Source organism: Methylobacterium sp. Leaf123, from assembly GCF_001423405.1.
Lineage (GTDB): Bacteria > Pseudomonadota > Alphaproteobacteria > Rhizobiales > Beijerinckiaceae > Methylobacterium.
Map to the genome: position 1 here is coordinate 30,413 of NZ_LMNS01000023.1, position 24,681 is coordinate 55,093.

Consider the following 24,681-nt stretch of genomic DNA (forward strand, 5'->3'; position numbering starts at 1 on the left):
CCGGCTGCCCGCGATGACCACCGACAACGCCACGGCCAATTCCCACCCGCTCGAGCGCGATGCGCAAGCGGCGATGAGCCACCACGACGTCAGCCCCAACGACATCGCGCTCGGCGTGGTGATCGGGCGCGCGTCGGAGTATTTCGACTTCTTCGTGTTCGGCATCGCCTCGGTTCTGGTGTTCCCGAAGGTGTTCTTCCCCTTCGCCGCCCCGCTCACCGGCACGCTGTACGCATTCGCGATCTTCGCGCTGGCCTTCGTCGCCCGCCCGCTCGGGTCGATCTTCTTCATGTGGGTCCACAAGCGGCACGGACGCGGGGTGAAGCTTACCATCGCCCTGTTCCTGCTCGGCGGCTCGACCGCGGCGATCAGCTTCCTGCCAAGCTACGACTCGATCGGCGTCGTCGCCATCGAACTGCTCGCGGTGCTGCGGGTGGCGCAGGGCTTCGCGCTCGGCGGCGCCTGGGACGGGATGGCCTCGCTGCTCGCCCTCAACGCGCCGCGGGAGCGCCGCGGCTGGTACGCGATGATCCCGCAGCTCGGCGCACCGTTCGGCTTCATGGTGGCGAGCGCGCTGTTCGCGTTCTTCTCCGTCAACCTGACCCCTGAGGATTTCAACGATTGGGGCTGGCGCTTCCCGTTCTTCTGCGCCTTCACCATCAACGTCGTGGCCCTGTTCGCGCGGCTCCGGCTCGTCGCCACCCCCGAATTCACCCGGCTTCTCGACAAGGGCCGGCTGGAGCCGGTCAGCGTCATCGATCTCGCCCGTCACCACGCCCTCGACGTGTGGATCGGCGCCTTCGTGCCGTTGGCGAGCTTTGCCCTGTTCCACCTCGTCACGATCTTCCCGATCGCGTGGCTCGCCCTGTCGAGCGAGCGCTCGGCCGGCGACTTCCTGATGGTGCAGTTCTCCGGCGCCATGGTCTGCGCCGGTGCGATCGCGGCTTCCGGCCTGATCGCCGACCAGATCGGGCGGCGCAATCTGCTGCTCATCAGCGCCGGGCTGATCGCCGTCTTCGCCTGCGGCAGCATCCTGGCGCCGCTGATCTTCGGCGAGAACGCCATCGGCCAGACGATCTACGTCAATATCGGCTTCATGCTGCTCGGCCTGTCCTACGGCCAGACCGCCGGCGCCGTGACCTCGCGGCTCGGGGCGCGCTACCGCTACACCGGCGCGGCGCTCACCTCCGACCTCGCCTGGCTGTTCGGCGCGGGCTTCGCCCCCCTCGTGGTGCTGTACCTCTCCACCGAGTACGGCCTGGCGATGGTCGGCGTGTACCTGCTGTCCGGCGCCCTGGCGACGCTGCTCGCGCTCTCCCTCGACCGGTCCGAGATGCGCCAGATGTGAGTTTGGCCCCGCGGGCCGAGCCTCCGTCTCGCCGCGGGACCGACAGCGCTTTTCGACGACGTCCGGATGCCGGTTCGGCGAGACGAAGCGCGCCACAACACGATCCCGGAGAGGTCGGCCGACACGCTCGGCTCGGCATCTCCGGAAAGAAATGAACCGCCGCCACGCGGGAAGTCACCCGCGCGGCCCTTGCGATGGAACGAAGATTCGTGGCCATGACCGCCGACCGTTCATTGAGAGCCCGTGCCGGGGCCGGCTCCGCGGGCCGGATCCTGCGGGGTCTCGTCCTCCTGCCGCTGTTCGGCCTGCTCGCCGGCTGCAACCTCGTGGTGATGCAGCCCTCCGGCGACATCGCCATGCAGCAGCGCAACCTCGTCCTCGCCTCGACGGGGCTGATGCTGCTCATCATCATCCCGGTGATCGTGCTGACGCTCTTGTTCGCGTGGCGCTACCGCGCCTCGAACACGGCGGCCCGCCACGACCCCGATTGGGACCACTCGACCGGACTCGAAGTGGTGATCTGGACCGCGCCGCTGATGATCATCATCGCGCTCGGCGCGCTGACCTGGATCAGCACCCACACCCTCGACCCATTCCGGCCGCTCTCGCGCATCGAGCCCGGCAAGCCGGTCGCGGCGGAAGTGAAGCCGCTCGAGGTCCAGGTCGTTGCACTCGATTGGAAGTGGCTGTTTTTCTACCCCGAATACAACATCGCCACCGTCAACGAGTTGGCCGCGCCGGTGAACCGGCCGATCACCTTCAAGATCACCGCCTCCTCGGTGATGAACGCCTTCTACGTCCCGGCGCTCGCCGGCATGATCTACGCGATGCCCGGCATGCAGACGCAGCTTCACGCCGTGATCAACAAGCCGGGCGCCTATGACGGTCTGTCGTCGCACTACAGCGGCACCGGCTTCTCGCGCATGACGTTCAAGTTCCACGGGCTCGACGGGGACGGCTTCGACCAGTGGATTGCCAAAGTGAAGCAGCAGGGTTCGGAATTGAGCCGTGATGCCTATCTCGAACTCGAGCGCCCGAGCGAGCGTGTTCCCGTCACCTACTACGCTTCGTTTGCCGACGGCCTCTTCAGCAAGATCCTCGGCATGTGCGCCGTGCCCGGCAAGATGTGCATGCACGAGATGATGACCATCGACGCCAAGGGCGGTGCCGGCAAAGAGAGCCAAGAGAACGCCGAGCGGCTCCAGTACGACAACCGCCATGTGCAGCGCGGCGACGAGGCCCCGGGGGCGACGACCCCGGCCTCGCACCGCGCGCCCAAGAGCGAGTCGCCCGACGGCGAGAAGAGCCACGAGGGGAGCGGCCAAGGCCGAACCGCTCCCGACCAGACCAACAACTGATCCGTCGCCGCCTCAGGATTTACGGACGAGTTTCAACCCATGTTCGCAAACACGGACCTGCAGCACCTGCTGTTCGGGCGCCTCTCTCTGGAGGACATCCCGTTCCACGAACCGATCCTGCAAGTAACCTTCGCAGGCGTCGCCGTGGCCGGGATCGCGGTGATCGCCGCCATCACCTATTTCCGCTTCTGGGGTCCGCTCTGGCGCGACTGGTTGACCTCGGTCGACCACAAGAAGATCGGCATCATGTACGTCGTCCTGGCGCTCGTGATGCTGCTGCGTGGCTTTGCCGACGCGTTGCTGATGCGCTCGCAGCAGGCGATGGCGTTTGGCACCAACGAGGGCTTCCTGCCGCCGCACCACTACGACCAGATCTTCACCGCCCACGGCGTGATCATGATCTTCTTCGTGGCGATGCCGTTCGTCACCGGCCTGATGAACTTCGTCGTGCCGCTGCAGATCGGCGCGCGCGACGTCGCCTTCCCGTTCCTGAACAACCTCTCGTTCTGGATGACGGTGTCCGGCGCGGCCACGATCATGATCTCGCTGTTCGTCGGTGAGTTCGCCCGCACCGGCTGGCTCGCCTACCCGCCGCTCTCGGGCGCGGACATGAGTCCCGGCGTCGGCGTCGACTACTACATCTGGGGCCTGCAGATCGCGGGCATCGGCACGACGCTGTCCGGCATCAACCTGGTCGCGACCATCGTGAAGATGCGCGCGCCCGGCATGTCGATGATGAAGCTGCCGATCTTCACCTGGACCTCGCTGTGCACGAACGTGCTCATCGTGGCCGCCTTCCCGATCCTCGCCGCCGTTCTCGCGCTGCTGAGCCTCGACCGCTACGTCGGCACGCACTTCTTCACGAACGACCTCGGCGGCAACCCGATGATGTACTTCAACCTCATCTGGATCTGGGGCCACCCGGAGGTCTACATCCTCATCCTGCCGGCCTTCGGCGTGTTCTCGGAGGTCACCTCGGCCTTCAGCGGCAAGCGCCTGTTCGGCTACACCTCGATGGTCTACGCGACCGTCGTCATCACGATCCTGTCCTACCTCGTTTGGCTGCACCACTTCTTCACGATGGGTTCGGGCGCGAGCGTGAACTCGTTCTTCGGCCTGACGACGATGATCATCTCGATCCCGACGGGCGCGAAGATCTTCAACTGGCTGTTCACGATGTATCGCGGCCGCATCCGCTTCGATGTGCCGATGCTGTGGACCGTCAGCTTCATGGTCACCTTCACCATCGGCGGCATGACCGGCGTGCTGCTCGCCGTGCCCCCGGCCGACTTCGTGCTCCACAACTCGCTGTTCCTGATCGCGCACTTCCACAACGTGATCATCGGCGGCGTGCTGTTCGGCATGTTCGCCGGCGTGAACTACTGGTTCCCGAAGGCCTTCGGTTTCAAGCTCGACGAGTTCTGGGGCAAGGTCAGCTTCTGGTTCTGGACCATCGGCTTCTACGTCGCCTTCATGCCGCTCTACGTCCTGGGGCTGATGGGCGTGACCCGCCGGGCCCAGCACTTCGACGACCCGTCGCTGCAGATCTGGTTCGTGATCGCCGCCATCGGCGCGGGCCTGATCGCGCTCGGCATCGGTGCGATGATCGTCCAGTTCGCGGTCTCGATCAAAAACCGCGAAGCCCTGCGCGACGTGACCGGCGATCCGTGGGAAGGCCGGACCCTGGAATGGGCCACCTCCTCGCCGCCGCCGGACTACAACTTCGCCTTCACACCCGTGGTGCATAGCCTCGACGCGTGGTGGGACATGAAGGCCCGTGGCTTCCAGCGGCCGCTCTCGGGCTACAAGCCGATCCACATGCCCAAGAACACCGCCACCGGCGTGATCCTGGGCGTGGTCAGCATCGTCTTCTCCTTCGCGATGATCTGGTACATCTGGTGGCTCGCAGCGCTCACCTTCGTGGCGATGCTGGCGATCACGATCGGCCATACCTTCAACTACAACCGCGACTTCTACATCCCCGCCGAGACGGTCAGCCGGACCGAGAAGCGGCGGACCGAGGCGCTGGCGGCGCGGGTCTGAGCAGCATCATGGCAACGCACGCGACTCACACCCTCGTCGGCGACCGGATGTCCGCCACCGACGTGCCGGAATTCCTCGATCTCAAGGGCGAGCATCACCCGGAAGGGGGCACGATGCTCGGCTTCTGGATCTACCTGATGAGCGACTGCCTCATCTTCGCAGTCCTCTTCGCCACCTACGCCGTGCTCGGCCGCAGCTATGCGGCCGGGCCCTCGCCCAAGGACTTGTTCGACCTGCCGATCGTGGCGGTGAACACGTCGATGCTGCTGTTCTCCTCCATCACCTATGGCTTCGCCATGCTGGCGATGGAGAAGGACGACCTCGCCAAGACCCAACTCTGGCTCGCGATCACCGGCCTGTTCGGCGCGGCCTTCGTCGGGCTCGAACTCTACGAGTTCGCGCACTTGATCCACGAAGGCGCCACGCCCCAGCGCAGCGGCTTCCTGTCCGCGTTCTTCACCCTGGTCGGAACCCACGGCCTGCACGTCACCTTCGGCCTGATCTGGCTCGTCACCCTGATGATCCAGACCCGGCTCAAGGGCCTCGGGGCGGAGAACAAGCGCCGGCTGATGTGCCTGTCGATGTTCTGGCACTTCCTCGACGTCATCTGGATCGGCGTCTTCACCTTCGTGTACCTGATGGGAGTCCTGCAATGAGCGGGGCAGCGCACGCCGACGATCACGGTCACGGGCAGGACGCCCACGGCCACGGCTCCTTCAAAGACTACGTCACGGGCTTCGTGCTCTCCGTCATCCTGACGGCGATCCCGTTCTGGCTGGTGATGGGCGACGTGCTGGGCGACAAGCTCGTCACCGGCGTCGTCATCCTCGGGCTCGGCGCGGTGCAGATCGTGGTCCACATGATCTACTTCCTGCACATGAATACGAAGTCGGAGGGCGGCTGGACCTTCATGGCGCTGGTCTTCACGATCACCCTCGTGGTCATCACCCTGTGCGGATCGATCTGGGTCATGCACCACCTCAACACCAACATGATGCCGGTCTCGGCCGAGGAGATGCGTCACGCTCCCTGACGCATCCCAAAAACCCGACGCTCCGGCGCCCGCCGCCCCGGTAACGGGACGGCGGCGCCCTTTGCTCGTCCGGCTCGCGCTGATCCTGGGGGGTCTCGCGGTGACGGGCGTGTTCCTCGGCCTCGGCACATGGCAGGTCGAGCGCCGGATCTGGAAGCTCGACCTGATCGACCGGGTCGAGGCCCGCATCCACGCCGAGCCCACGCCCGCACCGGGGCCGGAGGAATGGGCCGGCCTCACCGCCGCCTCCGCCGAGTACCGGCGGGTCCGGCTCACCGGGCGCTTCGCCTACGATCGCGCCACCCTGGTCCAGGCGGTGACCGCGCGCGGCTCCGGTTTCTGGGTTCTCGTGCCGCTGGTGACCGACCGCGGCTTCACCGTTCTCGTCAATCGCGGCTTCGTGCCGACGGAGGCGCGCGAGCGCGCGGCCCGTGCCGCGGGTGAGCCGGACGGGGACGTGGCGGTGACGGGCCTGCTACGCTTCGCCGAGCCCGGCGGCGGCTTCCTGCGCCGCAACGACCCGGCGGGCGACCGCTGGTATTCCCGCGACGTCGCGGCCATCGCCGCCGCCCGCGGCATCGACGGCACACCGAACGAGGTCGCACCCTATTTTGTGGATGCCGACGCGGCGCCCAATCCCGGCGGCCTGCCGGTCGGCGGCCTCACGGTGGTGGTTTTCCACAACAATCATCTCGTCTACGCGCTGACGTGGTACGCCCTCGCGCTGATGAGTGCCGCGGCTCTCATCTATGTCCTCAGAGGGTCTCGCAGGAAGCCGCGCCGCTGACGGACGTCGTCGGTCAGTAGGGCAGGGCATCCGCGGCAGCGTCCGTCCACCGCTCGGGTGGGGCGAGGCCCCGGACACTTGAAAACTATTTTTCACATTTTATCCGCGAACCTGTATCGATTGAACGGTTGAGGTTGTTAACCCTTCGTACACCGGTCGCCATTGCGATTCGCGGCAGTCCTTGCCGCGCCGGATGAAGGGTGGGGAGCCATCATGGGAGTCGCCCTGCACGGGCCTGAACGGAAAGGACGCGATCGCCGAGACGGCGACGGCGTCACCCGTCGCGTCCCCGAGCCCCTGGCGGATCTCATCATGGCCATGGAGCAGACGATCGTCGCCCTGGCGGGAGAGGGCGGGGGCCGCAACGAGCTGCATGCCCTGCGTAACTATCTCTCCGACCTCTGCGTGCTGACCGAGGAAACGCCGACGATCCGGCGGGCGGTGGACCGTCTGGTCTTTGCGGGCGACCGCCTCGGCGAGGCGGTGATCGCGCCGCGCGGCTACGAGCGCCGGTGGCGGAGTCCCCGGCTGAACAAGGCGCGCCAAGCGCTCACCTCCCTCGAACGGACGCTCGTGGGCGCGCGCCCGAGCCGGATCGCGGTGCGGCTCGACCGCGACTGGTGAGGGCAAGGTGGGCGGAACCGGCGCCGCTCTGAGCGGGCACCGAGCGAACCGCGCGCGAAAACGGCCAAGCTTGGCGGAACAGTTGCGCCGGCCAACGGTTTGCGGACGCGTGCGACAGGCGCGCCGTTCCCCCTTCGAGCCACCGAATGGATAAACCCAGCCGCTCGGCCCAGACCTGGGCAGCCACGGCCGGCGCCGCCGCGCTGGCGATCGGGGCATGGTATCTCCTGCCCGTCGAGGATTGGCTGCGCGCTTTCTCAGGTTGGGCGAATGGCCTCGGCCCCTACGGCCTCCTCGCCTTCGGCGTGCTGTTCTTCCTCGCGACCCTCCTCATCGTGCCGGGCACCCCGCTCACCATCGCCGGGGCGGTCGCCTTCGGCTGGGCGGTGATGCCGGTGGTGCTGTTCTCGGCAACGCTCGGCTCCTGGCTCGCCTTCGTGGCCGCCCGCCACCTGTTCCGCGAGCGGGTGCGGGGATTGATCGCGCGGCGGCCGGCGCTGAACGCCACCGTGGAGGCGGTCGGCGACGGCGGCTGGCGGCTCATGACCCTGATGCGGCTCAGCCCCTTCGTGCCGTTCAACGCGCAGAACTACGTCTTCGGGGTGACGGATGTCCGCACCTCCGCCTATCTGGTCTCCACGGTGATCGGCATGCTGCCGGGCACTCTGGTCTGCGTCTATCTCGGCGTCATCGGCCGCCATGCCGGCAGCGACGAGCCGACCCACTGGATCACCCTCGGCCTCGGCCTCCTCGCCACCGTCGCAGCGGTGGAACTTACCCGGCGCCGGGTGCGGGCGAAGCTCGAAGCGAGCAAGATCAAGCTGGGAAAGGCGGGCGCGCGATGAGCGTTCCGCTCGAACAGGGATTGAGCGCGCCGTCGCGGCGTGGCGGGTGGTTGCGCGCATGAGGATGGAATTCGGGGTGGGTCAAGGATCGTCCGAGAGCTGGCTGCGGCCCGGGCTCACCTGCTGGCGGCAGGAGAGAGCGGGGCGCGTCGCGGTGCTGCATGACGGCGCGGCCTATTTCGCTGCTGCCCACGCGGCGCTGCTGAAGGCGCGTACATCCATCACCCTGATCGGCTGGAGCTTCGATCCGCGCGCGCGCCTGTTGCCGGGGGATTCGCCCGATGCCGGCGAGACCCTGGCGGAGCTGCTGCGCCGCCTCAAGGCCGCGCGGCCGGAACTCGCCATCCGCATCCTGATCTGGGACATGCCCTGGCCGATCTCGGCGGGCAACGACCACACCCCCGACAGCGTGCGCGCGAGCCTCGGTCCCGACATCGACTTCCGCATCGACGGCACGCTGCCCTTCGGCGCCTGCCAGCACCAGAAGATCCTCGTGATCGACGATGCGATCGCCTTCAGCGGCGGCAGCGACTTCGAGGTGAACCGCTGGGACACCCCCGCCCACCGCGACCGCGACCCCCGCCGCCGCCTGCCCTCCGGCGAGGACTACCCGCCGCGCCACGACGTGATGATGCTGGTCGATCGCGACGCCGCGCGGGCGCTGGCGGATCTGGCCCGCGAGCGCTGGCGCCGCGCCGCCGGCGAAGCCGTTCCCTCTGTAGACAGCGATCCGGACTGGGATCCCTGGCCCGAAACCCTCGCGCCGCACCTGACCGACGTGACGGTGGGGCTCGCCCGCACCGATCCGCCGCGGGACGGGTGTCCGGCGGTGACGGAGAGCACCGCGCTCTATCGCGCCTCGATCCGCGCGGCGCAGCGCTTCATCTATCTCGAGAACCAGTATCTCACCTCGCCGGTCATCGCGGAGGCGCTGGCCGAGCGTCTCGCCGAACCCGACGGGCCGGAGATCGTGATCGTGCTGTCCGAGCGCAGCCCGAGCGGCTTCGACCGCCTGACCATGGACAGCGCCCGCCGCGGCCTGATCCGGGCCTTGCGCCGCGCCGACCGGTTCGACCGCCTGCGGATCGTGGCGCCGCACACGGAGAAAGGCCGGCCGATCCTGGTCCACGCCAAGGTCGCGATCATCGACGAGGGCCTGCTGCGGATCGGCTCGACCAACCTCAACAACCGCTCCCTCGGCTACGACACCGAGTGCGACCTCGCCGTGGAGGTGCCGTCCGACGCCGCCGAGTCCCGCGCAGCTTTGCGGCGGCTTCTCGTCCGGCTGCTCTCCCATCACGGCGGTTGCCCGCCCGACGTGTTCGCACAAGCCTTCGAGGCGCGCGGCTCCCTGCGCGCCGTGCTCGACGATCCCCGCTTGATGCCGTGCTCGCGGGTCTGCCCCCTCGTCCCGTCCCGCCGCGGCCCGGTGGCCCGCCTCGTCGAGTCGTTCCATCTCGGTGACCCGGTAAGCCCCGCCGATGCGTGGCGCCCGTGGCGCCGCCGCAAGGCGCTGCGCCGGGCCAAAGGTGTGGTGGATTCGAAGGCCGGAGCGCCATCGCCGGAGGAGGTTCTCGAGGCGACCTGAGCCCCTGTTTGAGGGCGCTTATCCGGCAAGCTCATCGGTCCTCATGCTGAGGCGCCCGCGTAGCGGGGCTCGAAGCACGCCGGAACGGTCGATCCCATGGCACAGGCTCCCCGGGAGACGCATGGCGGAGTGCTTCGAGGCCGAGCTTTCGCTCGGCGCCTCAGCATGAGGAGCGTCTTGGTCACCGGAACAGGTCGATTGAACGGGTCTCGGAAACCCGGCTCGAAGAAGGCTCGGCGGCAAGGCCGCCGAGCACTGCTACTTGTCGAACACCGCCTGCAACGCCGCCTGATCCTTGCGCGCCTCCTTGCCCGCGGGCAGGGCGAGCAGGGTGAGGATGCGGGCCTTGTCCGGCGTGAGGTCGCCCGCGAACACCGCGCCGGCCTTGCGCAGGGTGTTGCCGCCGCCCTTGAAGCCGTAGACCGGCAGGGCACGACCGTCATGGACCTTGGTCGCCACGATCACCGGCACGCCCCGCGCGATGACCTCGGCGATGGCGTCGTGCATCTCGGCGTTGACGTTGCCCCAGCCATAGGCCTCGACCACGATCGCCTCGGCCCCGCTCTCGGCGGCGTGCCGCACCTGCGAGCCGTCCGCGCCGGCATACATCGCCACGAGATCGACCCGCGGCATCCGCTCCGGGAGCGGCAGGGTCTGGCGGCGCAGGGAGCGGCGGCTGAACACGACGCGGTCCTCGTCCACGTATCCGAGGATACCGGCTTCCCCGGAATTGAAGGTCTCGACGTTGCTGGTGTGGGTCTTGCGGACCTCACGCGCCGCGTTGATGCGGTGGTTGAGCGTCACCGTCACGCCCTGGCCCACTGCGCCCTCGGCCAGGATCTGGCGGGCGGCGTTGAGGAGGTTGCGGGGGCCGTCGGCATCCCCGTCGGAGGCGTTGCGCTGGGCGCCCACCAGCACCACCGGCTTGTCGCTCTTGAGCGTCAGGTCGAGGAAGTAGGCAGTCTGGTCGAGGGTGTCCGTCCCGTGCAGGACGATCGCCCCGCGGATGCCGGGATCGGCGAGCAGCGCGTCGAGCTTGGCGCTCAGCGCCGGCCAGCGGTCCGGGCCCATATAATCGCTCGGCACGTTGCTGAATTCGGTGACCTCGATGGTGGCGATGTCCTTCAGCTTGGGCACCACCGAGACGAGATCCTCGCCCGACAGGGCCGGGACCGGCGCATGGGTCGTCGGATCGAGCTTCATCGCGATGGTGCCGCCGGTCGCGTCCACGGCGATCCGCGGCGGCTCCGCCCGAGCCGGCCCGGCCGACAGCGCCATCAGGGCGGCGAGACCGAGAGCGCTCAGGTTTCCGTTCGTCTTCGTCATCGCGCATCCTCTCCTGTTGACGGCCGGTCGTCGGGCCAGCCTGCGGGCGACCATGCTCGTGCGCGGAAATCCCCTCAACCCGGCTCGATCCGGATCTCCGCCAGAACCGGCAGATGGTCCGACGCCTTCCGGGCCAGCGGCGTGTCCACGACCGTGATGCGCTCGACGGCGATGCGCTCGCTCACGAAGACATGGTCGATGCGCAGCAGGGGGAAGCGGCTCGGGAAGGTGGCGCCGCCGCGCCGCCAGCGCCGCTCCCCCGTGAGCCGCCGCGCATCGGTGAGGCGTTCGTTCAGCCGGCGGTAGGCGCGCGACCAGCCCGTGGCGTTGAAGTCGCCGAGCAGCACCGTCGGCGCGCGGCAGGCCGGATCGCCGAGCCAATCGGGCCCGAGCAGCGCCTTGGCCTGGGCGACGCGCTCCGCCCCGAGCAGCCCGAAATGGGTGGTGAGCACCTGAAGTTTGCTGGCGCCCGCCGTCACCTCGACCCACAGCGCACCGCGCGGCTCCAGGCCGGGGCGCCGCAGCAGGCCGGGCAGGGGGCCGGCGCGCTTGAGCCGAGAGGGCAGGGGGGTCAGCAGGGCATCGCCGTATCGCTCCTCCTCGACATGCAGGGCCGGGTGGAAATGCGCGCTCATCTCGACCAGCCGGGCGATCTCCTCCGCCTGATCCAGACCGCCGGTGCGCGCGCGCCCGACATCGACCTCTTGAAGCGCGACGATGTCCGGCGCCAGGGCGGCGATCACCTGCGCGACCCGCTCGGGCGCGACCCGCCCGTCGGTGCCGCGGCAATGGCGGACATTGTAGGTGAGCAGGCGCAAGCGCCGCGACGCCACCGATGCCAGCGCATCGAACGCGATCTCCGATCGGTCCTCGGCATACCCTTCGATCTGCCCCTGTTGCACGCCCTCTCCCCCGGCCAGAATGCGGCGCGTCCCCTGCAAGGAGCCGGAGCGGCGCGCCCCGACCGAACGCCGGGACCGGCCAACCGATCCCTCGTCGCGTCGGATCGCACGCAGCGAAATCACGCCGACGCCCGTTTTCCGGTCTTGGCGGAACCGCATCGGGAATGACCTCTTTCGAACAGGCGAGGCGCGTGATGCAGTGCCGAAGACGGAACCGGATGGACGCGATGCGGACGAGCAGGACGGGCGAGGCATGAGGACCGAGGACGCCAGCGCCCGCTACGTCGATCTCGACGCCTGGGGCGGGCTCGATATCCTCCAAGCACTCTGGGAGGGCCAGCTCGCGGCGGTCGCGGCGGTGGGGCCGGCCCTGCCGGCGATCGATGCGGCGGCGCGGGCCGCGGAGCCGGGCCTGCGCGAGGGCGGGCGGCTAGTCTATGTCGGGGCGGGCACCTCGGCGCGGATCGGCGTGCAGGACGGGGCGGAATTGCCGCCGACCTTCGATTGGCCGGAGGCGCAGCTCGGCTTCGCCATCGCCGGCGGGGAGGGCGCCCTGCTGCGCGCCGTGGAGGATGCCGAAGATTCCGCCGCCGACGGCGCCGCCTGGATCGGGCGCGCCGAGATCGGCCCGCGCGACGTGGTGATCGGGCTGGCCGCCAGCGGCTCGACGCCCTTCACCGTCGAGGCGCTGAAGGCCGCCCGCATCCTCGGCGCCGTCACCGTCGGCGTCAGCAACAACCCCGATGCGCCGATCCTGCGCGAAGCCGCCCACGGCATCCTCGCCGCCACGGGGGCCGAGGTGCTGGCGGGCTCCACCCGCATGAAGGCGGGCACCGCGCAGAAGGTGATCCTCAACCTGTTCTCGACCCTGGTGATGATCCGGCTCGGCCGGGTCTATCGCGGGCGGATGGTGGCGATGCGCGCGACCAACCGGAAGCTGCGCGCCCGCGGCGTCGCCATGGTCTCCGAACTCGCCGGCTGCCCGGCGGAGATCGCCGCCGACGCCCTGACGCGGGCCGAGGGCGACATCAAGCGCGCGGTGCTGATCGCGGGCGGGATGAGCGCGATGCGGGCCGACGACCTGCTCCTGCGCCACGACGGCAACCTGCGCCGGGCGCTTCGTGAGGTGGGCCGATCATGAGTGCGACGACCTTCATGGCGCGGGAGATCGCCGAGATCCCCGCCGCCGCCGAAGCATTGCTGGCCGCCGGTGAGGCGGCGCGCATCGGCACGACGCTGAGCGCCCGGAGCTTCCCCTTCGTGGTGGTGTGCGGGCGAGGCAGTTCGGGCCATGCCGGCGTGCATCTGCGCTACCTGATCGAGACGCGGCTCGGCCTGCCGGTCTCGGCCGCCGCGCCCTCGGTGGTGACGGGCTACGACCGTCCGCCGAAGGTGGCGGGTGCGCTCTTCATCGTGGTCTCGCAATCGGGCCGCTCGCCCGATCTCGTCGCCGCGACCGAGGCCGCGCGGGCCGGCGGCGCGCTGACGGTCGCCCTCGTCAACGATCCCGAATCCCCCGCCGCGCGGGCGAGCGATCTCGTCCTGCCGATCCTCGCCGGGCCGGAACAGGCGGTGGCCGCCACCAAGACGGTGACGAATTCCGCCATTGCGGGGGCCGCGCTGGTGGCGGCCTGGGCCGGCGACACCGAGCTGGAACAGGGCCTCGCCGCCTTGCCGGAGCGGCTGAGACAGGCGCTTGCCCTCGACTGGTCCGCCTGGAGCGCCGACCTCGCGGGCGCGCCGGCGGCCTTCGTCACCGGGCGCGGCCACGGCCTCGGCCCCTTGCGCGAGATCGCGCTCAAACTCGCCGAGACCCTGCGTCTGCCCGCGCTCGGCTACTCGGCGGCGGAGCTGCGCCACGGTCCCCGCGCCTCCGTCTCGGCGGCAACGCCAGTGCTCGCGCTGCGCCAGGCCGATCCGCTGGCCGAGGGCGTAGATGCGCTCGTGCGCGACCTCACCCGCGACGGAATGCGGGTCCATGCCTGCGGCGGTCCCCTCGGCACCTTGCCCTGGCTCGGCGACGACCATCCGGCCTGCGATCCCATCGCCATGCTGGTGCCGGCCTACCGCGCCATCGAGGCGGAGGCCCGCCGCCGCGGCCTCGACCCGGACAAGCCGACCGGCCTCACCAAAGTGACGGAGACCCTGTGATGAAGAGTCCGGGTTTCGAAAGGGCGAGCCCTTTCGCGGGTTCAGGGCAGAGCCCTGGGATGATATCGGGGCTCTGCCCCGAGACCCAGCCAAAGGGATGATCCCTTTGGGAACCCAAGATCATTTCGCGATTGCTGCCGAGCACGTCTTCGACGGCGAGCGGATGCTCGGCGGTCGCACCGTGCTGCTGCGCGGTGGGCATATCATCGACGTCACCGCGGAACCGCCCGCAGGCGTGCCCCTCGTCCGGCTGCCGGCGGGCGCGGTGCTGGCGCCGGGCTTCATCGATTGTCAGGTGAATGGCGGCGGAGGGGTGCTCCTCAACGACGATTCCAGCGTGGCCGGCATCGCCCGGATCGCGGCGGCGCACCGAAGCGGCGGCACCACGGCCCTGCTGCCGACCCTCATCACCGACACACGGCCCGCGATCCGGGCGGCCATCGCCGGCGTTGCGGCGGCGATCCGGGCGGGCGTCCCCGGCATCCTCGGCATCCACCTCGAAGGGCCGTTCCTGAGCCCGCAGCGGATCGGCATCCACGATCCCGCCCGGCTCGCGGACTTCGGCCCCGGCGATGCCGACCTCCTGACCGGCCTGGGCGAGCATGGCCTCACCCTGGTGACGCTGGCGCCCGAGCGGGTGCCGGCCGGCGCGGTGGCCGACCTCGTCGCCCGCGGCGCGCGCGTCTGCGCCGGGCACACAGCAGATGCGGGTCCCGCGATCCGGGCGGCGATGGCGGAAGGGCTCACCGGCTTCACCCACCTGTTCAACGCCATGTCGCAGATCGGCCCGCGCGAGACCGGCGCGGTCGGCGTCGCCCTCGCGGAGGCCGGGACGTTCGCCGGGATCATCGCCGACGGCCACCATGTCGGCGACGACCAGCTCCGGTTGGCCCTGCGCCTTAAGGGAAGCGAGCGGCTGATGCTGGTGAGCGATGCCATGCCAACCGTCGGCGATTCCCGCGCGGACGCGTCCTTCACCCTGTTCGGGCGCCGCATCGTCCGGACCGGCGACCGGCTCACCGGCGAGGACGGCACCCTGGCGGGCGCGGCGATCACCATGGCGGAGGCCGTGCGCCACATGAGCACGCGCGGCGGGGCTTCCCTCGCGGAGGCCCTGGCGATGGCCTCGCTGACCCCGGCCCGCTTCCTCGGGCTCGACACCCGGCTCGGCCGGATCGCCCCCGGCTTTGCGGCGGACTTCGTCGCACTCTCCGCCGATATGACGGTGCTCTGCACGTGGATCGGCGGGGAACAAGCCGTCTGAGCCATGGTTCGCTCCCTCACGGAGCCCGTCGGGGCGTTTTTCCAAGAGGATCGAGAACCATGAAACTTCCGCTTCGAAGCGGCCTGTTCGCTCTGGCTGCAGCGCTGACCCTCGCCGCCGCTCCCGTGGCCGCGCAGGGCAACAGCGGCAATGCGGGCAGCGGCCTCTCCCCGTCGTCCAGCGCCACCGGCAACGACCGCAGTGCCGGGGTCAACAACGGCAATTACCGGCGGCCCGGCAGCTACGGCACGCGGCGGGCCTCCCGCTCGGTCCGGGCTCCGTCGCGGCGGTTGATGCGAAACCGCGCGCCCCGCTTCTGAGCGGCACCCCACGCCGCGTTGCCTGATGTCGCAGGGGCGAACCCTGCGAAGCACGGAAACGTTGGCGCCGCGCCACTCGACCGGGAACGACCGTGACGGACAGAGCCATCGCCGACTACGCCGTGATCGGCGATACCTGCACCACGGCCCTGATCGCCCGCGACGGTTCCCTCGACTGGCTGTGCTGGCCCCGGCATGACGGGCCGGCGGTGTTCCTGGCCCTGCTCGACAGCGAGCAGGGCGGCACCTGCCGCCTCGTCCTCGACGATCTGTCCGAGACCATCCGCCGGTATCTGCCCGGCACCAATATCCTCGAAACCACCTTCGTCACGGCCACCGGCCGGGCGGTGCTCACCGACTTCATGCCGCTTCACCGTCATGAAACGGTGCCGGAGGAGGGGCCGGACGGCCGGGCCCAGGCTCAGGTGATCCGGCGCCTCGCCTGCCTGTCCGGCCGGGTCTCCGGTCGCTGGCGCCTGCGCCCGAGCTTCGACTATGCCCGCGCCCCGACCGAGGCGATGGCGGAGGGCGAGACCTGTATCCGCTTCCAAGGCGGAGGGGACACCATCCGCGCCGTCTGCGCCGTGCCGCTCGCCCTCCGGGGCGATGAGGCCGAGGGCGCCTTCGCGCTGGCGGCCGGCGAACGCGCCGACCTCGTGATCGCCCATGGCGATGAGCCCGTCACGAAGGGAGAGGGGCTGCCCGGCGCGGTCGATGCCTCGCTGGCCGCCACGCGGGCCTATTGGGAGGAATGGTCGGGCCGCTGCACCTATGAGGGGCCCTACCGCGAGACGGTCCTTCGCAGCGCCCTGACTTTGAAGCTCCTGACGCATGGCCCCTCCGGCGGCATCGTCGCCGCCGCGACGGCGGGGCTGCCCGAGGCGGTACCGGGCAACCGCAACTACGATTACCGCTACGTCTGGATGCGGGATGCGAGCTTCACCGTCACCGCTTTCGTCAATCTCGGCTACCAGCGCGAAGCCGCCGAGTTCCTGCGCTTCCTGCGCGAGGCCGATACGAGCCGGGGCGGTAACCTCCACCTGATGTACGCCCTCGACGGTGGGGTGCCGCGGGAAGAATCCCTCGACCATCTGCGCGGTTGGCGCGGCACCGGCCCGGTGCGGATCGGCAACGCGGCGGCGGATCAGGAGCAGTACGACATCTACGGCGAGTTCCTGGTGGCCCTCCACGGCTACCTCGAGGCGGTTGAGTACGACCCGCCGGTCAAGGTCAACGACCACCTGCCCGAGGCGCTTGGCCATCTCACCGGCCACATCCTGCGGGCCCGCCACGCGCCCGATCACGGCCTGTGGGAGATGCGCACGGAGAAACAGCAGAGCCTGCACACCAAGGCGATGCTCTGGGTCGGCCTCGACCGCGCCGTGCAGATCGCCCGCGCCGATCCGAAGCACCGTCTCGCCAGTCCCGACACGATCGCGGATTGGGAGCGGGCGGCAGCCGAGATCCGGGCCGAGTACCACGCCCGCGGCTGGAACGCGGCGCGGGGCGCCTACACCATGGCCTACGAATCGGACGACCTCGACGCGGCCGTGCTGCGCGCGGTGCTATTCGGCGCCTTCGATCCGCACGATCCGCGGGTCGCGAGGACGCTCGAACGGGTCGGCGAGGAACTCGACGCGGGCGACCTCGTCTACCGCTACCGGATCGATGACGGGTTGGAGGGCGAGGAGGCGACCTTCACCGCCTGCAGTTTCTGGCGGGTCGGCTGTCTGGCACTGGCGGGCCGTAACGATGAGGCCACCGCCCTGTTCGAGCGGCTGCTGGCGCGGGGCAACGATCTCGGCCTGTTCGCCGAGGAGATCGACGCGGAATCGGGCGAGCAGCGCGGAAACCTACCACAGGGCTTCACCCATATGGCGGTGATCAACCACGCCGTCCGCCTCGCCGCCTCCGACCGCGAGACGCCGACCGAGGAGCCGGATTGCCGGGCAGAGGCCGACGCCGTCCCGGCCTGATCGACACAAACCGGACCGATTGTCGGGCTACCTCTGATTCCGAGGGTGCAGCGATGCGGAGGAGATCCGATGCGAAGCTACAACCTGTTCCGCCGCCGGGGCAGGGAAGCGCTTTTCTGCGCAGTTCCGGAGAGCTGTGCCGTGCCGCGCTTCGTCGGCGGGCGCCGCTGGACCTTCGGTGGACGGATCGATGAAAGCGCGAGCCCGCCCCCCGGCTTCGACGACCGCGCGGCGGCGACCGCCGTGCGCTTCAACGGCTTCTACCTGTTCCAGTGCCTCGACGAGGCCGGGACCGAGCGGGCGGCCGACGGCCCCTGAGCGGGTGGGCCATCCTGTCGAGCATTCTTTAACGGCCGGCATGCCAGACAGGCCTGCAATCAGGCGGGCCGGAGACCGATCATGATCAGCGAGAAGCGCCAGGAGCCTCGCAAGCGAACCTTTCTCAAGGGACGGATCCACTTCAACAAGGGTGCGTCCAGCATGGACTGCCTCGTGCGCGATTTCTCGGAGATGGGCGCACGGCTGGAGTTGAGCGAGACCAGCACCCTGCCGGACACGTTCGACCTCTTCATCCCGCAGAAAGAAATCACCCTCCGGTCGAACCTGCGCTGGCGCCGCGGCGACGCGGTCGGCGTCGCCTTCGCGGAAGTGCAGAAGCCCGCCGCCGAGCCGGCCCCGTCGGTGGACCCGTCGCTCGCCGTCCTGCTGCGCCGGATCGCCGAGTTGGAGGCCGAGAATGCCGGCCTGCGTGCGGTGATCGCGTCCATGGGGAGCAGCATGGGAGCTGGATCGACGAACGGGACACGGCACGCCTGAGCGGAGGCGACATCCGCGCTCCTGAAGAGGACGCGAACGGATGTCGCGGAGCCGGCTCAGCCCTCGTCCAAAGCCGCCCGGATGCGCGCGGCATGCTCGGCGAGCACCGCATTGTCGGCCATGCCGCCCTCGTGGCGCTTCAGCGGCACGCCGTCATGGCGCGGCACGAGGTGGAAATGCAGGTGGAACACCGTCTGCCCGCCGGCCGGCTCGTTGTACTGGAACAGCGTCAGCCCATCGGCCTTGAAGGCCGCCTTCACCGCACGGCCGACCCGCTGCACCGTGCCGATCACGGCCGCGAGCGTCTGCGGCTCGGCATCGAGCAGCCCGCGCGAGGGCACCTTCGGGATGACGAGGGTATGGCCCTCGCCCTGGGGCATCACATCCATGAAGGCGAGGCTGTGCTGGTCCTCGTAGACCTTGTGGGCGGGGATCTCCCCGCGCAGGATCTTCCCGAAGATGTTGTCCGGATCGTAGGGCGTCATCGCACGGCTCCTGGCAGAAACGGGCGGCACGTTGCACGGGCCGGCTCATCGCAGCAACCTCGCCAGCAACCTTGACCACTCCCGCGGCGTTGACGAGCCCGTGACGGCGGCGTGCGCCGCTCAGGAGCGGACATGGCCGAAAGCACGGGTGCGATCTACACGGCGGCGGGCGCCAACCTCGCCATCGCGGCGGCGAAGTTCGTCGGCGCCTTCCTCACCGGCTCGACCGCGATGCTGGCCGAGGGCGCGCACTCGCTGGTCGACACCGCCAACCAGCTCCTGCTGCTGGTCGGCCTGAAGCGGGCGAAGCGACCGGCGGACGCCAAGCATCCCTTCGGCTACGGGCGCGAGGTGTATTTCTACGCCTTCATCGTCGCCCTGTTCATCTTCCTCGGCGGCGGCATCTTCGCCATCTACGAGGGCGCCCACAAGATCGAGAATCCCGAGCCCGCCGCCGACGCGACCCTGTTCGGCGTGCAACTCTCCGGCTTCTGGGTGAACGTCTCGATCCTCGGCTTCGCGATCCTGGCGGAGGGTTACTCCTGCATGGTTGCCGTGAAGGCGTTCTGGGCGGAGAAGGGCGAGCGCGGTGCCATCACCGCGATCCAGCGCAGCAAGGACCCGGCGCTCTACACGATCCTCGTGGAGGACGTCGCCGCGCTGATCGGCCTCGTCATCGCCATCGGCGGCGTGGTGCTCGCGCATGTCCTCGACAAGCCCGCGCTCGACGGCTGGGCCTCGATCGGCATCGGCCTCGTTCTGATCGGCATGTCGATCTTCCTGATGATCGAGACCCACGGCCTCCTGATCGGCGAGGCCGCCGACCCGGAGGTGGTGCGCACGATCCAGGCGGCGGTGCGCGAGGAGAGCGCGGTCCAGCACGTCAACGAGGTGCTGACCCAGCATCTCGGCCCGTCGGACATCCTCGTGAACCTCAGCCTCGACTTTGCCGACGACGTACCCGCGGGTGAAGTGGAGCAGACGGTGGCGCGGCTGGAGCAACGGATCAAGGCGAAGAGCCGCAACGTCACCCGCGTCTTCATCGAGATCCAGGCGCGGAAGGCGCATGCCGCCGGGCATGCACCGACCGACAAGCCCACCGATGCGCCGACGGGCCACGACGCTGCCCCGCCCGGCTCCGCCGTTCCGGCGTGAGGGGTTACCGCTTCACCCCCTCGCGGGCGAGCAGGGCCGCCTTGCGCGCCGTGCCCCAGCGGTAGCCCGAGAGCGCCCCGTCCGAGCGCACGACCCGATGGCAGGGGATCGCGACGGCCAGCGCGTTGGCGCCGCAGGCCATGGCCACCGCCCGCACCGCCGCCGGCTCGCCGATGGCGCGGGCGATCTCGGCATAGGTCGCCGTCGTGCCGACCGGGATGCGGCGCAGCGCCTGCCACACCCGCTGCTGGAAGGCGGTGCCGCCGACATCCAGCGGCAGATCGAAGGCCCCCCCCGGCGCTGCGACGAGGCGCACGACGTCAGTCACCGTGGACGCGAAATCCGCGTCGCCGGCCGCGATCACCGCCTTGGGGAAACGCGCCGTCAGATCGCGTTGGAGCGCCTCGGCATCGTCGCCGAGCAAGATCGCGCAGATCCCTCGAACGGTCGCCGCCACCAGCACCAGCCCGAGGGCACAGGCGTCGATCGCGAAACAGATCCGCTCGCCCGCGCCGCCCTTGCGGTAGGCCGACGGACTCATGCCGAGCCGCTCCGCCCCGCCCGCGTAGAACCGGCTCGGCGCGCCGTAGCCTGCTGCGTAGACGCTCTCGGTCACGGTTTTGCCCTCGGCGAGGCTGTCGGCGGCGCGGGCCGCGCGGTGGGCTTGGGCGTAGGCCCGCGGCGTCACGCCGGTGACCGTCTTGAAGATCCGGTGAAAGTGGAACGGGCTCAGGGACGCCGCACGGGCCAGCGCGTCGAGGGAAGGCGGCGTCTCCGCCGCCTCGATCAGCCGGCAGGCGCGGGTGATTGTTTCGGCGTGCTGCTCGGACAGAGAGGGCTCGTCGGGCCGGCAGCGGCGGCAGGACCGGAATCCCGCGGCCTCCGCCTCGGCTGATCCAGCATGGAAGGAAAGGTTTTCGGGGCGCGCCGCCCGCGAGGGACAACTCGGCCGGCAATAGACCCCCGTGGAGCGCACCGCGTAGACGAAACGCCCATCGAAACCGCCATCGCGCGCGGCGACGGCGGCGCGCATCTGTGCCTCGGTGAGGGGCGCCGCGTCGGGCGGGGCGATTTCGGGTTCGGCGAGCATCGGCTCCTCCGGGAGAAGGGATGCGGCGATCCTGGCGCGAGACGGCGGCTGGTGCATCCCGTCCCTTGCGGTCGAATCGCTTGTCGCGTTCGCTTGCCGACGATTTCCGACCCGCACCTCATCCTGAGGTGCCGCGAAAGCGGCCTCGAAGGATGCTCCAGGAAACGCGCGGGACCTGGAAGATCCTTCGAGGCTTCCGCTTCGCTCCAGCACCTCAGGATGAGGGCGAGGGGCGGACGAAAGCCGATGATTTAGGCCGCCGTGCGCCGCTCCACCATCCGCGCCAGATAGGCCGCGCCGAGCGGGATCAGGCTATCGTCGAAATCGAAGCTCGCATTGTGCAGGCCCGGCCCCGGCGTGGCGCCGAGCCAGGCATAGGCGCCGGGCACCGCCGCGACCATGTCGGCAAAGTCTTCGCTGCCCATGCGCGGGACGGTGTTGGCTTCGACCTTTTCGGAGCCGAACAGCTCGGCGGCGGTCTCGGCCGCGGCCGCCGCCTGCTCGGGATGGTTGTCGAGCACCGAGAACACGTCGCGCAGGTCCACCTCGATGGTGGCGCCGTAGGCTGCAGCGAAGCCCGCTGCCAGTTCGCGGATGCGCCCCGCGATCAGCTTACGCAGGTCGGCATCGAAGGTGCGCACAGTGCCGGTGAGATGCGCGCCCTCGGGGATGACGTTGTAGGCCGCGCCCGCATGGATCTGCGTGACCGAGACCACGGCGGATTTCAGCGGGTTGCTGTTGCGGCTGACGATCGACTGCATCGCCTGCACCAGCCCCGTCGCGATCACGATCGGATCGATGCCCTGGTGCGGCATGGCCGCATGCGCGCCGCGGCCGGTGATGCGGATGTCGAAGAAGTCCGCCGCCGCCATGATCGGGCCGGGCCGCACCTGCAGCACGCCGTGCGGGCCATGGGGCGCGTTGTGGATCGCGTAGATCTCGTCGACCGGGAATTTCTCGAACAGGCCGTCGGCGATCATCGCGCGGGCCCCACCCAACCCTTCCTCCGCTGGCTGGAACACGAACACGGCGGTGCCGTCGAAATCCCGCGTCTCGGCGAGGTAGCGGGCGGCGCCGACCAGCATGGTGGTGTGGCCGTCATGCCCGCAGGCATGCATCTTTCCCGGCACGGTGGAGCGGTAGGGGAGGTTGGTCTCCTCGGTGATCGGCAGGGCGTCCATGTCGGCGCGCAGGCCGATCCGGCGAGACCCCGGCCGGCCCTGCAGCACGCCGACCACGCCGGTCTTGCCGAGCCCCCGGTGGACCTCGATGCCGAACCGTTCGAGATGCGCGGCGACGATGCCGGAGGTGCGGACCTCCTCGAAGCCGATCTCGGGATGGGCGTGGAGATCGCGCCGCAGGGCGGTCAGCTCGTCGGCATAGCTGCGGATGCGGTCGATCGGGTTCGTATGCGGGCTCATTCGCTGGCGTCCTCGCAGGTGCGGCGGAAGGGCGACATCGCCGCGTACTCGGCCATCGCCGCGTTCACGTGGCTGCGCTCCCGTTTCAGATAGTCGGCGACGGCGCGGGCCAACGCCGGATCGGCGATGTCGTGGGCCGAATGCATCGGCACCGGGCGATAGCCGCGGGCGAGCTTGTGCTCGCCCTGGGCCCCGGCCTCGACCCGCTTCAGCCCGCGGGCGATCGCGAAGTCGATGGCCTGATAATAGCAGACCTCGAAATGCAGGAAGGGGTGATCCTCGATGCAGCCCCAGTTGCGGCCGTAGAGCGCCACATCGCCGATGAAGTTGATGGCGCCGGCGATCGGCCGGCCCGCATTCTTGGCGATGACGAGCAGGATGCGCTCGGGCATGCGCGCGCCGATCAGCGAGAAGAAGGTGCGGTTGAGGTAGGGCCGGCCCCATTTGCGGGCGCTGGTGTCCTGATAGAACTCGTAGAAGGCGTCCCAATCGGCTTCCGTGATGTCGGCGCCGGTCTTGTGCTCGACCGTGATGCCCTGGCTCAGAGCCTCCCGCCGCTCGCGCTTGATCGCCTTGCGCTTGCGCGAGGCGAGCGCCCCGAGAAAATCGTCGAAGCCGGCATAGCCCTCGTTCTCCCAGTGGAACTGCTGGTCGATGCGGGGCAGCATCCCGAGGGCTTCGGCCTGCTCGGCCTCGCGCGCGCGGGTGAAGGTGACATGGATCGAGGAGGCCTCGGTCTCGGCCCGCAGGGCGCGCAGCCCCGCGACGAGGGCGGAGGCGGCGGTGTCGGGATCCTCCCCCGGCGCGATGAGGAAGCGCGGCCCCGTGACGGGCGTGAACGGCACACTCACCTGGAGCTTCGGATAATAGCTGCCGCCGGCCCGCTCGTAGGCATCGGCCCAGCCGTGGTCGAACACGTATTCGCCCTGGCTGTGGGACTTCAGATAGCAGGGCGCGACGCCGACGAGCCGGCCCTCGCGCTCGACGCGGACATGCAGCGGCAGCCAGCCGGTGCGGCGGGAGACGCAGCCCGCCTCCTCCAGCGCCGAGAGGAAGGCGTAGGAGGTGAACGGGTTGAAGGTCTCGTCGCCCGCCCCGAGGGTCTCGGGGGAGGTGGCGCAGGCGTCCCATTCGGCGGCGTCGAACCGGGCCATGCCCGGCACGGCGCGCACCTGCAGGACGGGCTCGGGAGCGTTCGCCGTCGCTTGGGTGGTCATGGCCCCAAGTTAGAGCGCCTGAGCGCGGAAGTGGATACCGGTTCGGCGAATGCGAGGCGCGACAAAACGGGGCCGGCGTTACGGATTCGATCCCCGCCTCACCCTGATCCCGAGGGGACGGGCCGGATCACCCGCATCGCTGTGACTCGGGCGCCCCGGCCGCTTGATCCCGCCCTCGCCAAAAGCCCATATCGCGTCCATGTGCGGACGCTTCTTCATCGGCCAGCCGCCGGAGGTCTACCGCGCCTTCTACGGCTATCCCGAGCAGCCGAATTTCCCCGGCCGCTTCAACGTGGCGCCGACCCAGCCGGTGCCCGTCGTGATCAGCGAGAGCGGCGCGCGGCATTTCCGGCTGATGCGCTGGGGCCTCTGGCCGACCTGGCTCAAGGATCCGTCGGACTTTCCCACCCTGTTCAACGCCCGCATCGAGACGGCGGCGGAGAAGCCGGCCTTCCGCGGGGCGCTGCGCCACCGCCGCTGCGTGTTCCTGGCCGACGGCTTCTACGAATGGCGCCGCGAGGGGACCGGCAAGGCCGCGACGAAGACGCCATTCGCGGTGCGCCGAACCGATGGGACGCCAATGGCGTTTGCTGGCCTGTGGGAGCCGTGGATGGGCGCGGACGGCTCGGAAGTCGATACGGCGGCGATCATCACCTGCTCGGCCAACGGCACCCTGAGCGCGATCCACGAGCGGATGCCGGCGATCCTGGCGCCCGAAGCGATCGGCCCGTGGCTCGATGCAGCGGTGGATGCGCCCGAAGCCGCCCGCCTCTGCCGGCCCTGCCCGGACGAATGGCTGCGGCTCGATCCGGTGAGCGAGCGGGTCAACAATGCGCGCAACGACGATGCCGGGCTGCCCGAACCGGTGGCCCCGCCCGCCAGCCGCAGGGCTCCGGCGAAGGCCGCGATCGTGCAGGGCGAATTGTTCTGAA

24 protein-coding genes are annotated in these 24,681 nt (G+C 69.6%); 18 read left to right on the forward strand and 6 right to left on the reverse strand.

Annotated elements, in window-relative coordinates:
* Positions 1 to 13 precede the first annotated feature (13 nt).
* From ASF53_RS13890 to ASF53_RS13930, 9 genes are all read left to right on the forward strand, one after another.
* Positions 14 to 1,348: an MFS transporter gene (locus ASF53_RS13890; RefSeq protein ID WP_056199233.1), complete on the forward strand. Its 1,335-nt coding sequence runs from the start codon at positions 14 to 16 to the stop codon at positions 1,346 to 1,348.
* Between the two features lie 215 nt (positions 1,349 to 1,563).
* Positions 1,564 to 2,706: a ubiquinol oxidase subunit II gene (cyoA, locus tag ASF53_RS13895; protein ID WP_286134434.1), complete on the forward strand. Its 1,143-nt coding sequence runs from the start codon at positions 1,564 to 1,566 to the stop codon at positions 2,704 to 2,706.
* Between the two features lie 39 nt (positions 2,707 to 2,745).
* Complete coding sequence (cyoB, locus tag ASF53_RS13900; protein ID WP_056199238.1) at positions 2,746 to 4,749, forward strand: cytochrome o ubiquinol oxidase subunit I; 2,004 nt, start codon at positions 2,746 to 2,748, stop codon at positions 4,747 to 4,749.
* Positions 4,750 to 4,757: 8 nt separating this feature from the next.
* The gene (gene cyoC / locus ASF53_RS13905; RefSeq protein WP_082482720.1) at positions 4,758 to 5,405 is read left to right on the forward strand and encodes a cytochrome o ubiquinol oxidase subunit III; all 648 of its coding nucleotides are present in this window, start codon (positions 4,758 to 4,760) and stop codon (positions 5,403 to 5,405) included.
* Positions 5,402 to 5,782, forward strand: coding sequence for a cytochrome o ubiquinol oxidase subunit IV (gene cyoD, locus ASF53_RS13910; RefSeq protein WP_056199241.1), 381 nt, complete (start codon positions 5,402 to 5,404; stop codon positions 5,780 to 5,782). Before cyoC ends, cyoD begins: the two co-directional genes overlap by 4 nt.
* Positions 5,783 to 5,843: 61 nt before the next feature.
* Positions 5,844 to 6,569: an SURF1 family protein gene (locus ASF53_RS13915; protein WP_056199245.1), complete on the forward strand. Its 726-nt coding sequence runs from the start codon at positions 5,844 to 5,846 to the stop codon at positions 6,567 to 6,569.
* 213 nt (positions 6,570 to 6,782) lie between these two features.
* On the forward strand, positions 6,783 to 7,193 hold the full coding sequence (locus ASF53_RS13920) for a hypothetical protein (protein WP_056199248.1): 411 nt from the start codon (positions 6,783 to 6,785) through the stop codon (positions 7,191 to 7,193).
* Positions 7,194 to 7,339: 146 nt separating this feature from the next.
* Positions 7,340 to 8,038, forward strand: a complete 699-nt coding sequence (locus tag ASF53_RS13925) for a TVP38/TMEM64 family protein (RefSeq protein WP_056199252.1) — start codon at positions 7,340 to 7,342, stop codon at positions 8,036 to 8,038.
* A 58-nt stretch (positions 8,039 to 8,096) separates the two neighbouring features.
* A complete protein-coding gene (locus tag ASF53_RS13930) occupies positions 8,097 to 9,626 on the forward strand; it encodes a phospholipase D-like domain-containing protein (RefSeq protein ID WP_056199255.1) in 1,530 nt (509 codons plus the stop codon).
* 258 nt (positions 9,627 to 9,884) lie between these two features.
* On the opposite strand, the gene ASF53_RS13935 is transcribed toward ASF53_RS13930, so the two are convergent.
* Complete coding sequence (locus ASF53_RS13935; RefSeq protein ID WP_056199257.1) at positions 9,885 to 10,952, reverse strand: asparaginase; 1,068 nt, start codon at positions 10,950 to 10,952, stop codon at positions 9,885 to 9,887.
* 74 nt (positions 10,953 to 11,026) lie between these two features.
* On the reverse strand, positions 11,027 to 11,854 hold the full coding sequence (locus tag ASF53_RS13940; RefSeq protein WP_286134436.1) for an endonuclease/exonuclease/phosphatase family protein: 828 nt from the start codon (positions 11,852 to 11,854) through the stop codon (positions 11,027 to 11,029).
* A 253-nt stretch (positions 11,855 to 12,107) separates the two neighbouring features.
* Between ASF53_RS13940 and ASF53_RS13945 the strand changes: the two genes are divergently transcribed.
* The 7 genes from ASF53_RS13945 to ASF53_RS13975 all read left to right on the forward strand — a co-directional run bounded on the left by ASF53_RS13945 (position 12,108) and on the right by ASF53_RS13975 (position 18,381).
* Positions 12,108 to 12,995: an N-acetylmuramic acid 6-phosphate etherase gene (locus ASF53_RS13945; RefSeq protein WP_056200135.1), complete on the forward strand. Its 888-nt coding sequence runs from the start codon at positions 12,108 to 12,110 to the stop codon at positions 12,993 to 12,995.
* Positions 12,992 to 14,005, forward strand: a complete 1,014-nt coding sequence (locus tag ASF53_RS13950; protein ID WP_056199263.1) for an SIS domain-containing protein — start codon at positions 12,992 to 12,994, stop codon at positions 14,003 to 14,005. The genes ASF53_RS13945 and ASF53_RS13950 overlap by 4 nt, the downstream gene beginning before the upstream one ends.
* Before the next feature lie 106 nt (positions 14,006 to 14,111).
* Positions 14,112 to 15,269: an N-acetylglucosamine-6-phosphate deacetylase gene (nagA, locus tag ASF53_RS13955; RefSeq protein WP_502690589.1), complete on the forward strand. Its 1,158-nt coding sequence runs from the start codon at positions 14,112 to 14,114 to the stop codon at positions 15,267 to 15,269.
* Between the two features lie 59 nt (positions 15,270 to 15,328).
* Positions 15,329 to 15,589 carry a hypothetical protein gene (locus tag ASF53_RS13960; RefSeq protein ID WP_056199267.1) on the forward strand — a complete coding sequence of 87 codons (261 nt, stop codon included), beginning with the start codon at positions 15,329 to 15,331 and terminating at the stop codon, positions 15,587 to 15,589.
* A 92-nt stretch (positions 15,590 to 15,681) separates the two neighbouring features.
* Positions 15,682 to 17,565, forward strand: coding sequence for a glycoside hydrolase family 15 protein (locus tag ASF53_RS13965; RefSeq protein ID WP_056199269.1), 1,884 nt, complete (start codon positions 15,682 to 15,684; stop codon positions 17,563 to 17,565).
* Positions 17,566 to 17,634: 69 nt separating this feature from the next.
* Complete coding sequence (locus ASF53_RS13970) at positions 17,635 to 17,883, forward strand: hypothetical protein (RefSeq protein WP_056199273.1); 249 nt, start codon at positions 17,635 to 17,637, stop codon at positions 17,881 to 17,883.
* Between the two features lie 81 nt (positions 17,884 to 17,964).
* The gene (locus ASF53_RS13975; protein WP_056199274.1) at positions 17,965 to 18,381 is read left to right on the forward strand and encodes a PilZ domain-containing protein; all 417 of its coding nucleotides are present in this window, start codon (positions 17,965 to 17,967) and stop codon (positions 18,379 to 18,381) included.
* 56 nt (positions 18,382 to 18,437) lie between these two features.
* Here ASF53_RS13975 and ASF53_RS13980 read toward each other — a convergent pair whose 3' ends face one another.
* A complete protein-coding gene (locus ASF53_RS13980) occupies positions 18,438 to 18,866 on the reverse strand; it encodes an HIT family protein (RefSeq protein WP_056199277.1) in 429 nt (142 codons plus the stop codon).
* Positions 18,867 to 18,998: 132 nt separating this feature from the next.
* Here ASF53_RS13980 and ASF53_RS13985 point away from each other — a divergent pair, with 132 nt between their 5' ends.
* A complete protein-coding gene (locus ASF53_RS13985; RefSeq protein ID WP_056199279.1) occupies positions 18,999 to 20,021 on the forward strand; it encodes a cation diffusion facilitator family transporter in 1,023 nt (340 codons plus the stop codon).
* Positions 20,022 to 20,025: 4 nt separating this feature from the next.
* On the opposite strand, the gene ada is transcribed toward ASF53_RS13985, so the two are convergent.
* The 3 genes from ada to ASF53_RS14000 form a co-directional block, all read right to left on the reverse strand.
* Positions 20,026 to 21,111, reverse strand: a complete 1,086-nt coding sequence (ada, locus tag ASF53_RS13990) for a bifunctional DNA-binding transcriptional regulator/O6-methylguanine-DNA methyltransferase Ada (protein ID WP_056199283.1) — start codon at positions 21,109 to 21,111, stop codon at positions 20,026 to 20,028.
* Between the two features lie 251 nt (positions 21,112 to 21,362).
* Entirely contained in the window at positions 21,363 to 22,532 is a 1,170-nt protein-coding gene (locus tag ASF53_RS13995; RefSeq protein ID WP_056199285.1) for a M20 aminoacylase family protein, read from the reverse strand.
* Positions 22,529 to 23,749 (reverse strand): GNAT family N-acetyltransferase, encoded by a 1,221-nt coding sequence (locus tag ASF53_RS14000; RefSeq protein WP_056199288.1) that lies wholly within the window; start codon positions 23,747 to 23,749, stop codon positions 22,529 to 22,531. The genes ASF53_RS13995 and ASF53_RS14000 overlap by 4 nt, the downstream gene beginning before the upstream one ends.
* Before the next feature lie 199 nt (positions 23,750 to 23,948).
* Between ASF53_RS14000 and ASF53_RS14005 the strand changes: the two genes are divergently transcribed.
* The gene (locus ASF53_RS14005; protein WP_056199291.1) at positions 23,949 to 24,680 is read left to right on the forward strand and encodes an SOS response-associated peptidase; all 732 of its coding nucleotides are present in this window, start codon (positions 23,949 to 23,951) and stop codon (positions 24,678 to 24,680) included.
* Position 24,681: the final 1 nt, after the last annotated feature.

What these genes read in the sequence shown, in the direction of transcription:
- ASF53_RS13890 (WP_056199233.1), top strand. Translation starts at nt 14, where the DNA reads ATGACCACCGACAACGCCACGGCCAATTCCCACCCGCTCGAGCGCGAT.
- cyoA (WP_286134434.1), top strand. Translation starts at nt 1,564, where the DNA reads ATGACCGCCGACCGTTCATTGAGAGCCCGTGCCGGGGCCGGCTCCGCG.
- cyoB (WP_056199238.1), top strand. Translation starts at nt 2,746, where the DNA reads ATGTTCGCAAACACGGACCTGCAGCACCTGCTGTTCGGGCGCCTCTCT.
- cyoC (WP_082482720.1), top strand. Translation starts at nt 4,758, where the DNA reads ATGGCAACGCACGCGACTCACACCCTCGTCGGCGACCGGATGTCCGCC.
- cyoD (WP_056199241.1), top strand. Translation starts at nt 5,402, where the DNA reads ATGAGCGGGGCAGCGCACGCCGACGATCACGGTCACGGGCAGGACGCC.
- ASF53_RS13920 (WP_056199248.1), top strand. Translation starts at nt 6,783, where the DNA reads ATGGGAGTCGCCCTGCACGGGCCTGAACGGAAAGGACGCGATCGCCGA.
- ASF53_RS13925 (WP_056199252.1), top strand. Translation starts at nt 7,340, where the DNA reads ATGGATAAACCCAGCCGCTCGGCCCAGACCTGGGCAGCCACGGCCGGC.
- ASF53_RS13930 (WP_056199255.1), top strand. Translation starts at nt 8,097, where the DNA reads ATGAGGATGGAATTCGGGGTGGGTCAAGGATCGTCCGAGAGCTGGCTG.
- ASF53_RS13935 (WP_056199257.1), bottom strand. Translation starts at nt 10,952, where the DNA reads ATGACGAAGACGAACGGAAACCTGAGCGCTCTCGGTCTCGCCGCCCTG.
- ASF53_RS13945 (WP_056200135.1), top strand. Translation starts at nt 12,108, where the DNA reads ATGAGGACCGAGGACGCCAGCGCCCGCTACGTCGATCTCGACGCCTGG.
- ASF53_RS13950 (WP_056199263.1), top strand. Translation starts at nt 12,992, where the DNA reads ATGAGTGCGACGACCTTCATGGCGCGGGAGATCGCCGAGATCCCCGCC.
- ASF53_RS13960 (WP_056199267.1), top strand. Translation starts at nt 15,329, where the DNA reads ATGAAACTTCCGCTTCGAAGCGGCCTGTTCGCTCTGGCTGCAGCGCTG.
- ASF53_RS13970 (WP_056199273.1), top strand. Translation starts at nt 17,635, where the DNA reads ATGCGAAGCTACAACCTGTTCCGCCGCCGGGGCAGGGAAGCGCTTTTC.
- ASF53_RS13975 (WP_056199274.1), top strand. Translation starts at nt 17,965, where the DNA reads ATGATCAGCGAGAAGCGCCAGGAGCCTCGCAAGCGAACCTTTCTCAAG.
- ASF53_RS13980 (WP_056199277.1), bottom strand. Translation starts at nt 18,866, where the DNA reads ATGACGCCCTACGATCCGGACAACATCTTCGGGAAGATCCTGCGCGGG.
- ASF53_RS13985 (WP_056199279.1), top strand. Translation starts at nt 18,999, where the DNA reads ATGGCCGAAAGCACGGGTGCGATCTACACGGCGGCGGGCGCCAACCTC.
- ada (WP_056199283.1), bottom strand. Translation starts at nt 21,111, where the DNA reads ATGCTCGCCGAACCCGAAATCGCCCCGCCCGACGCGGCGCCCCTCACC.
- ASF53_RS13995 (WP_056199285.1), bottom strand. Translation starts at nt 22,532, where the DNA reads ATGAGCCCGCATACGAACCCGATCGACCGCATCCGCAGCTATGCCGAC.
- ASF53_RS14000 (WP_056199288.1), bottom strand. Translation starts at nt 23,749, where the DNA reads ATGACCACCCAAGCGACGGCGAACGCTCCCGAGCCCGTCCTGCAGGTG.
- ASF53_RS14005 (WP_056199291.1), top strand. Translation starts at nt 23,949, where the DNA reads ATGTGCGGACGCTTCTTCATCGGCCAGCCGCCGGAGGTCTACCGCGCC.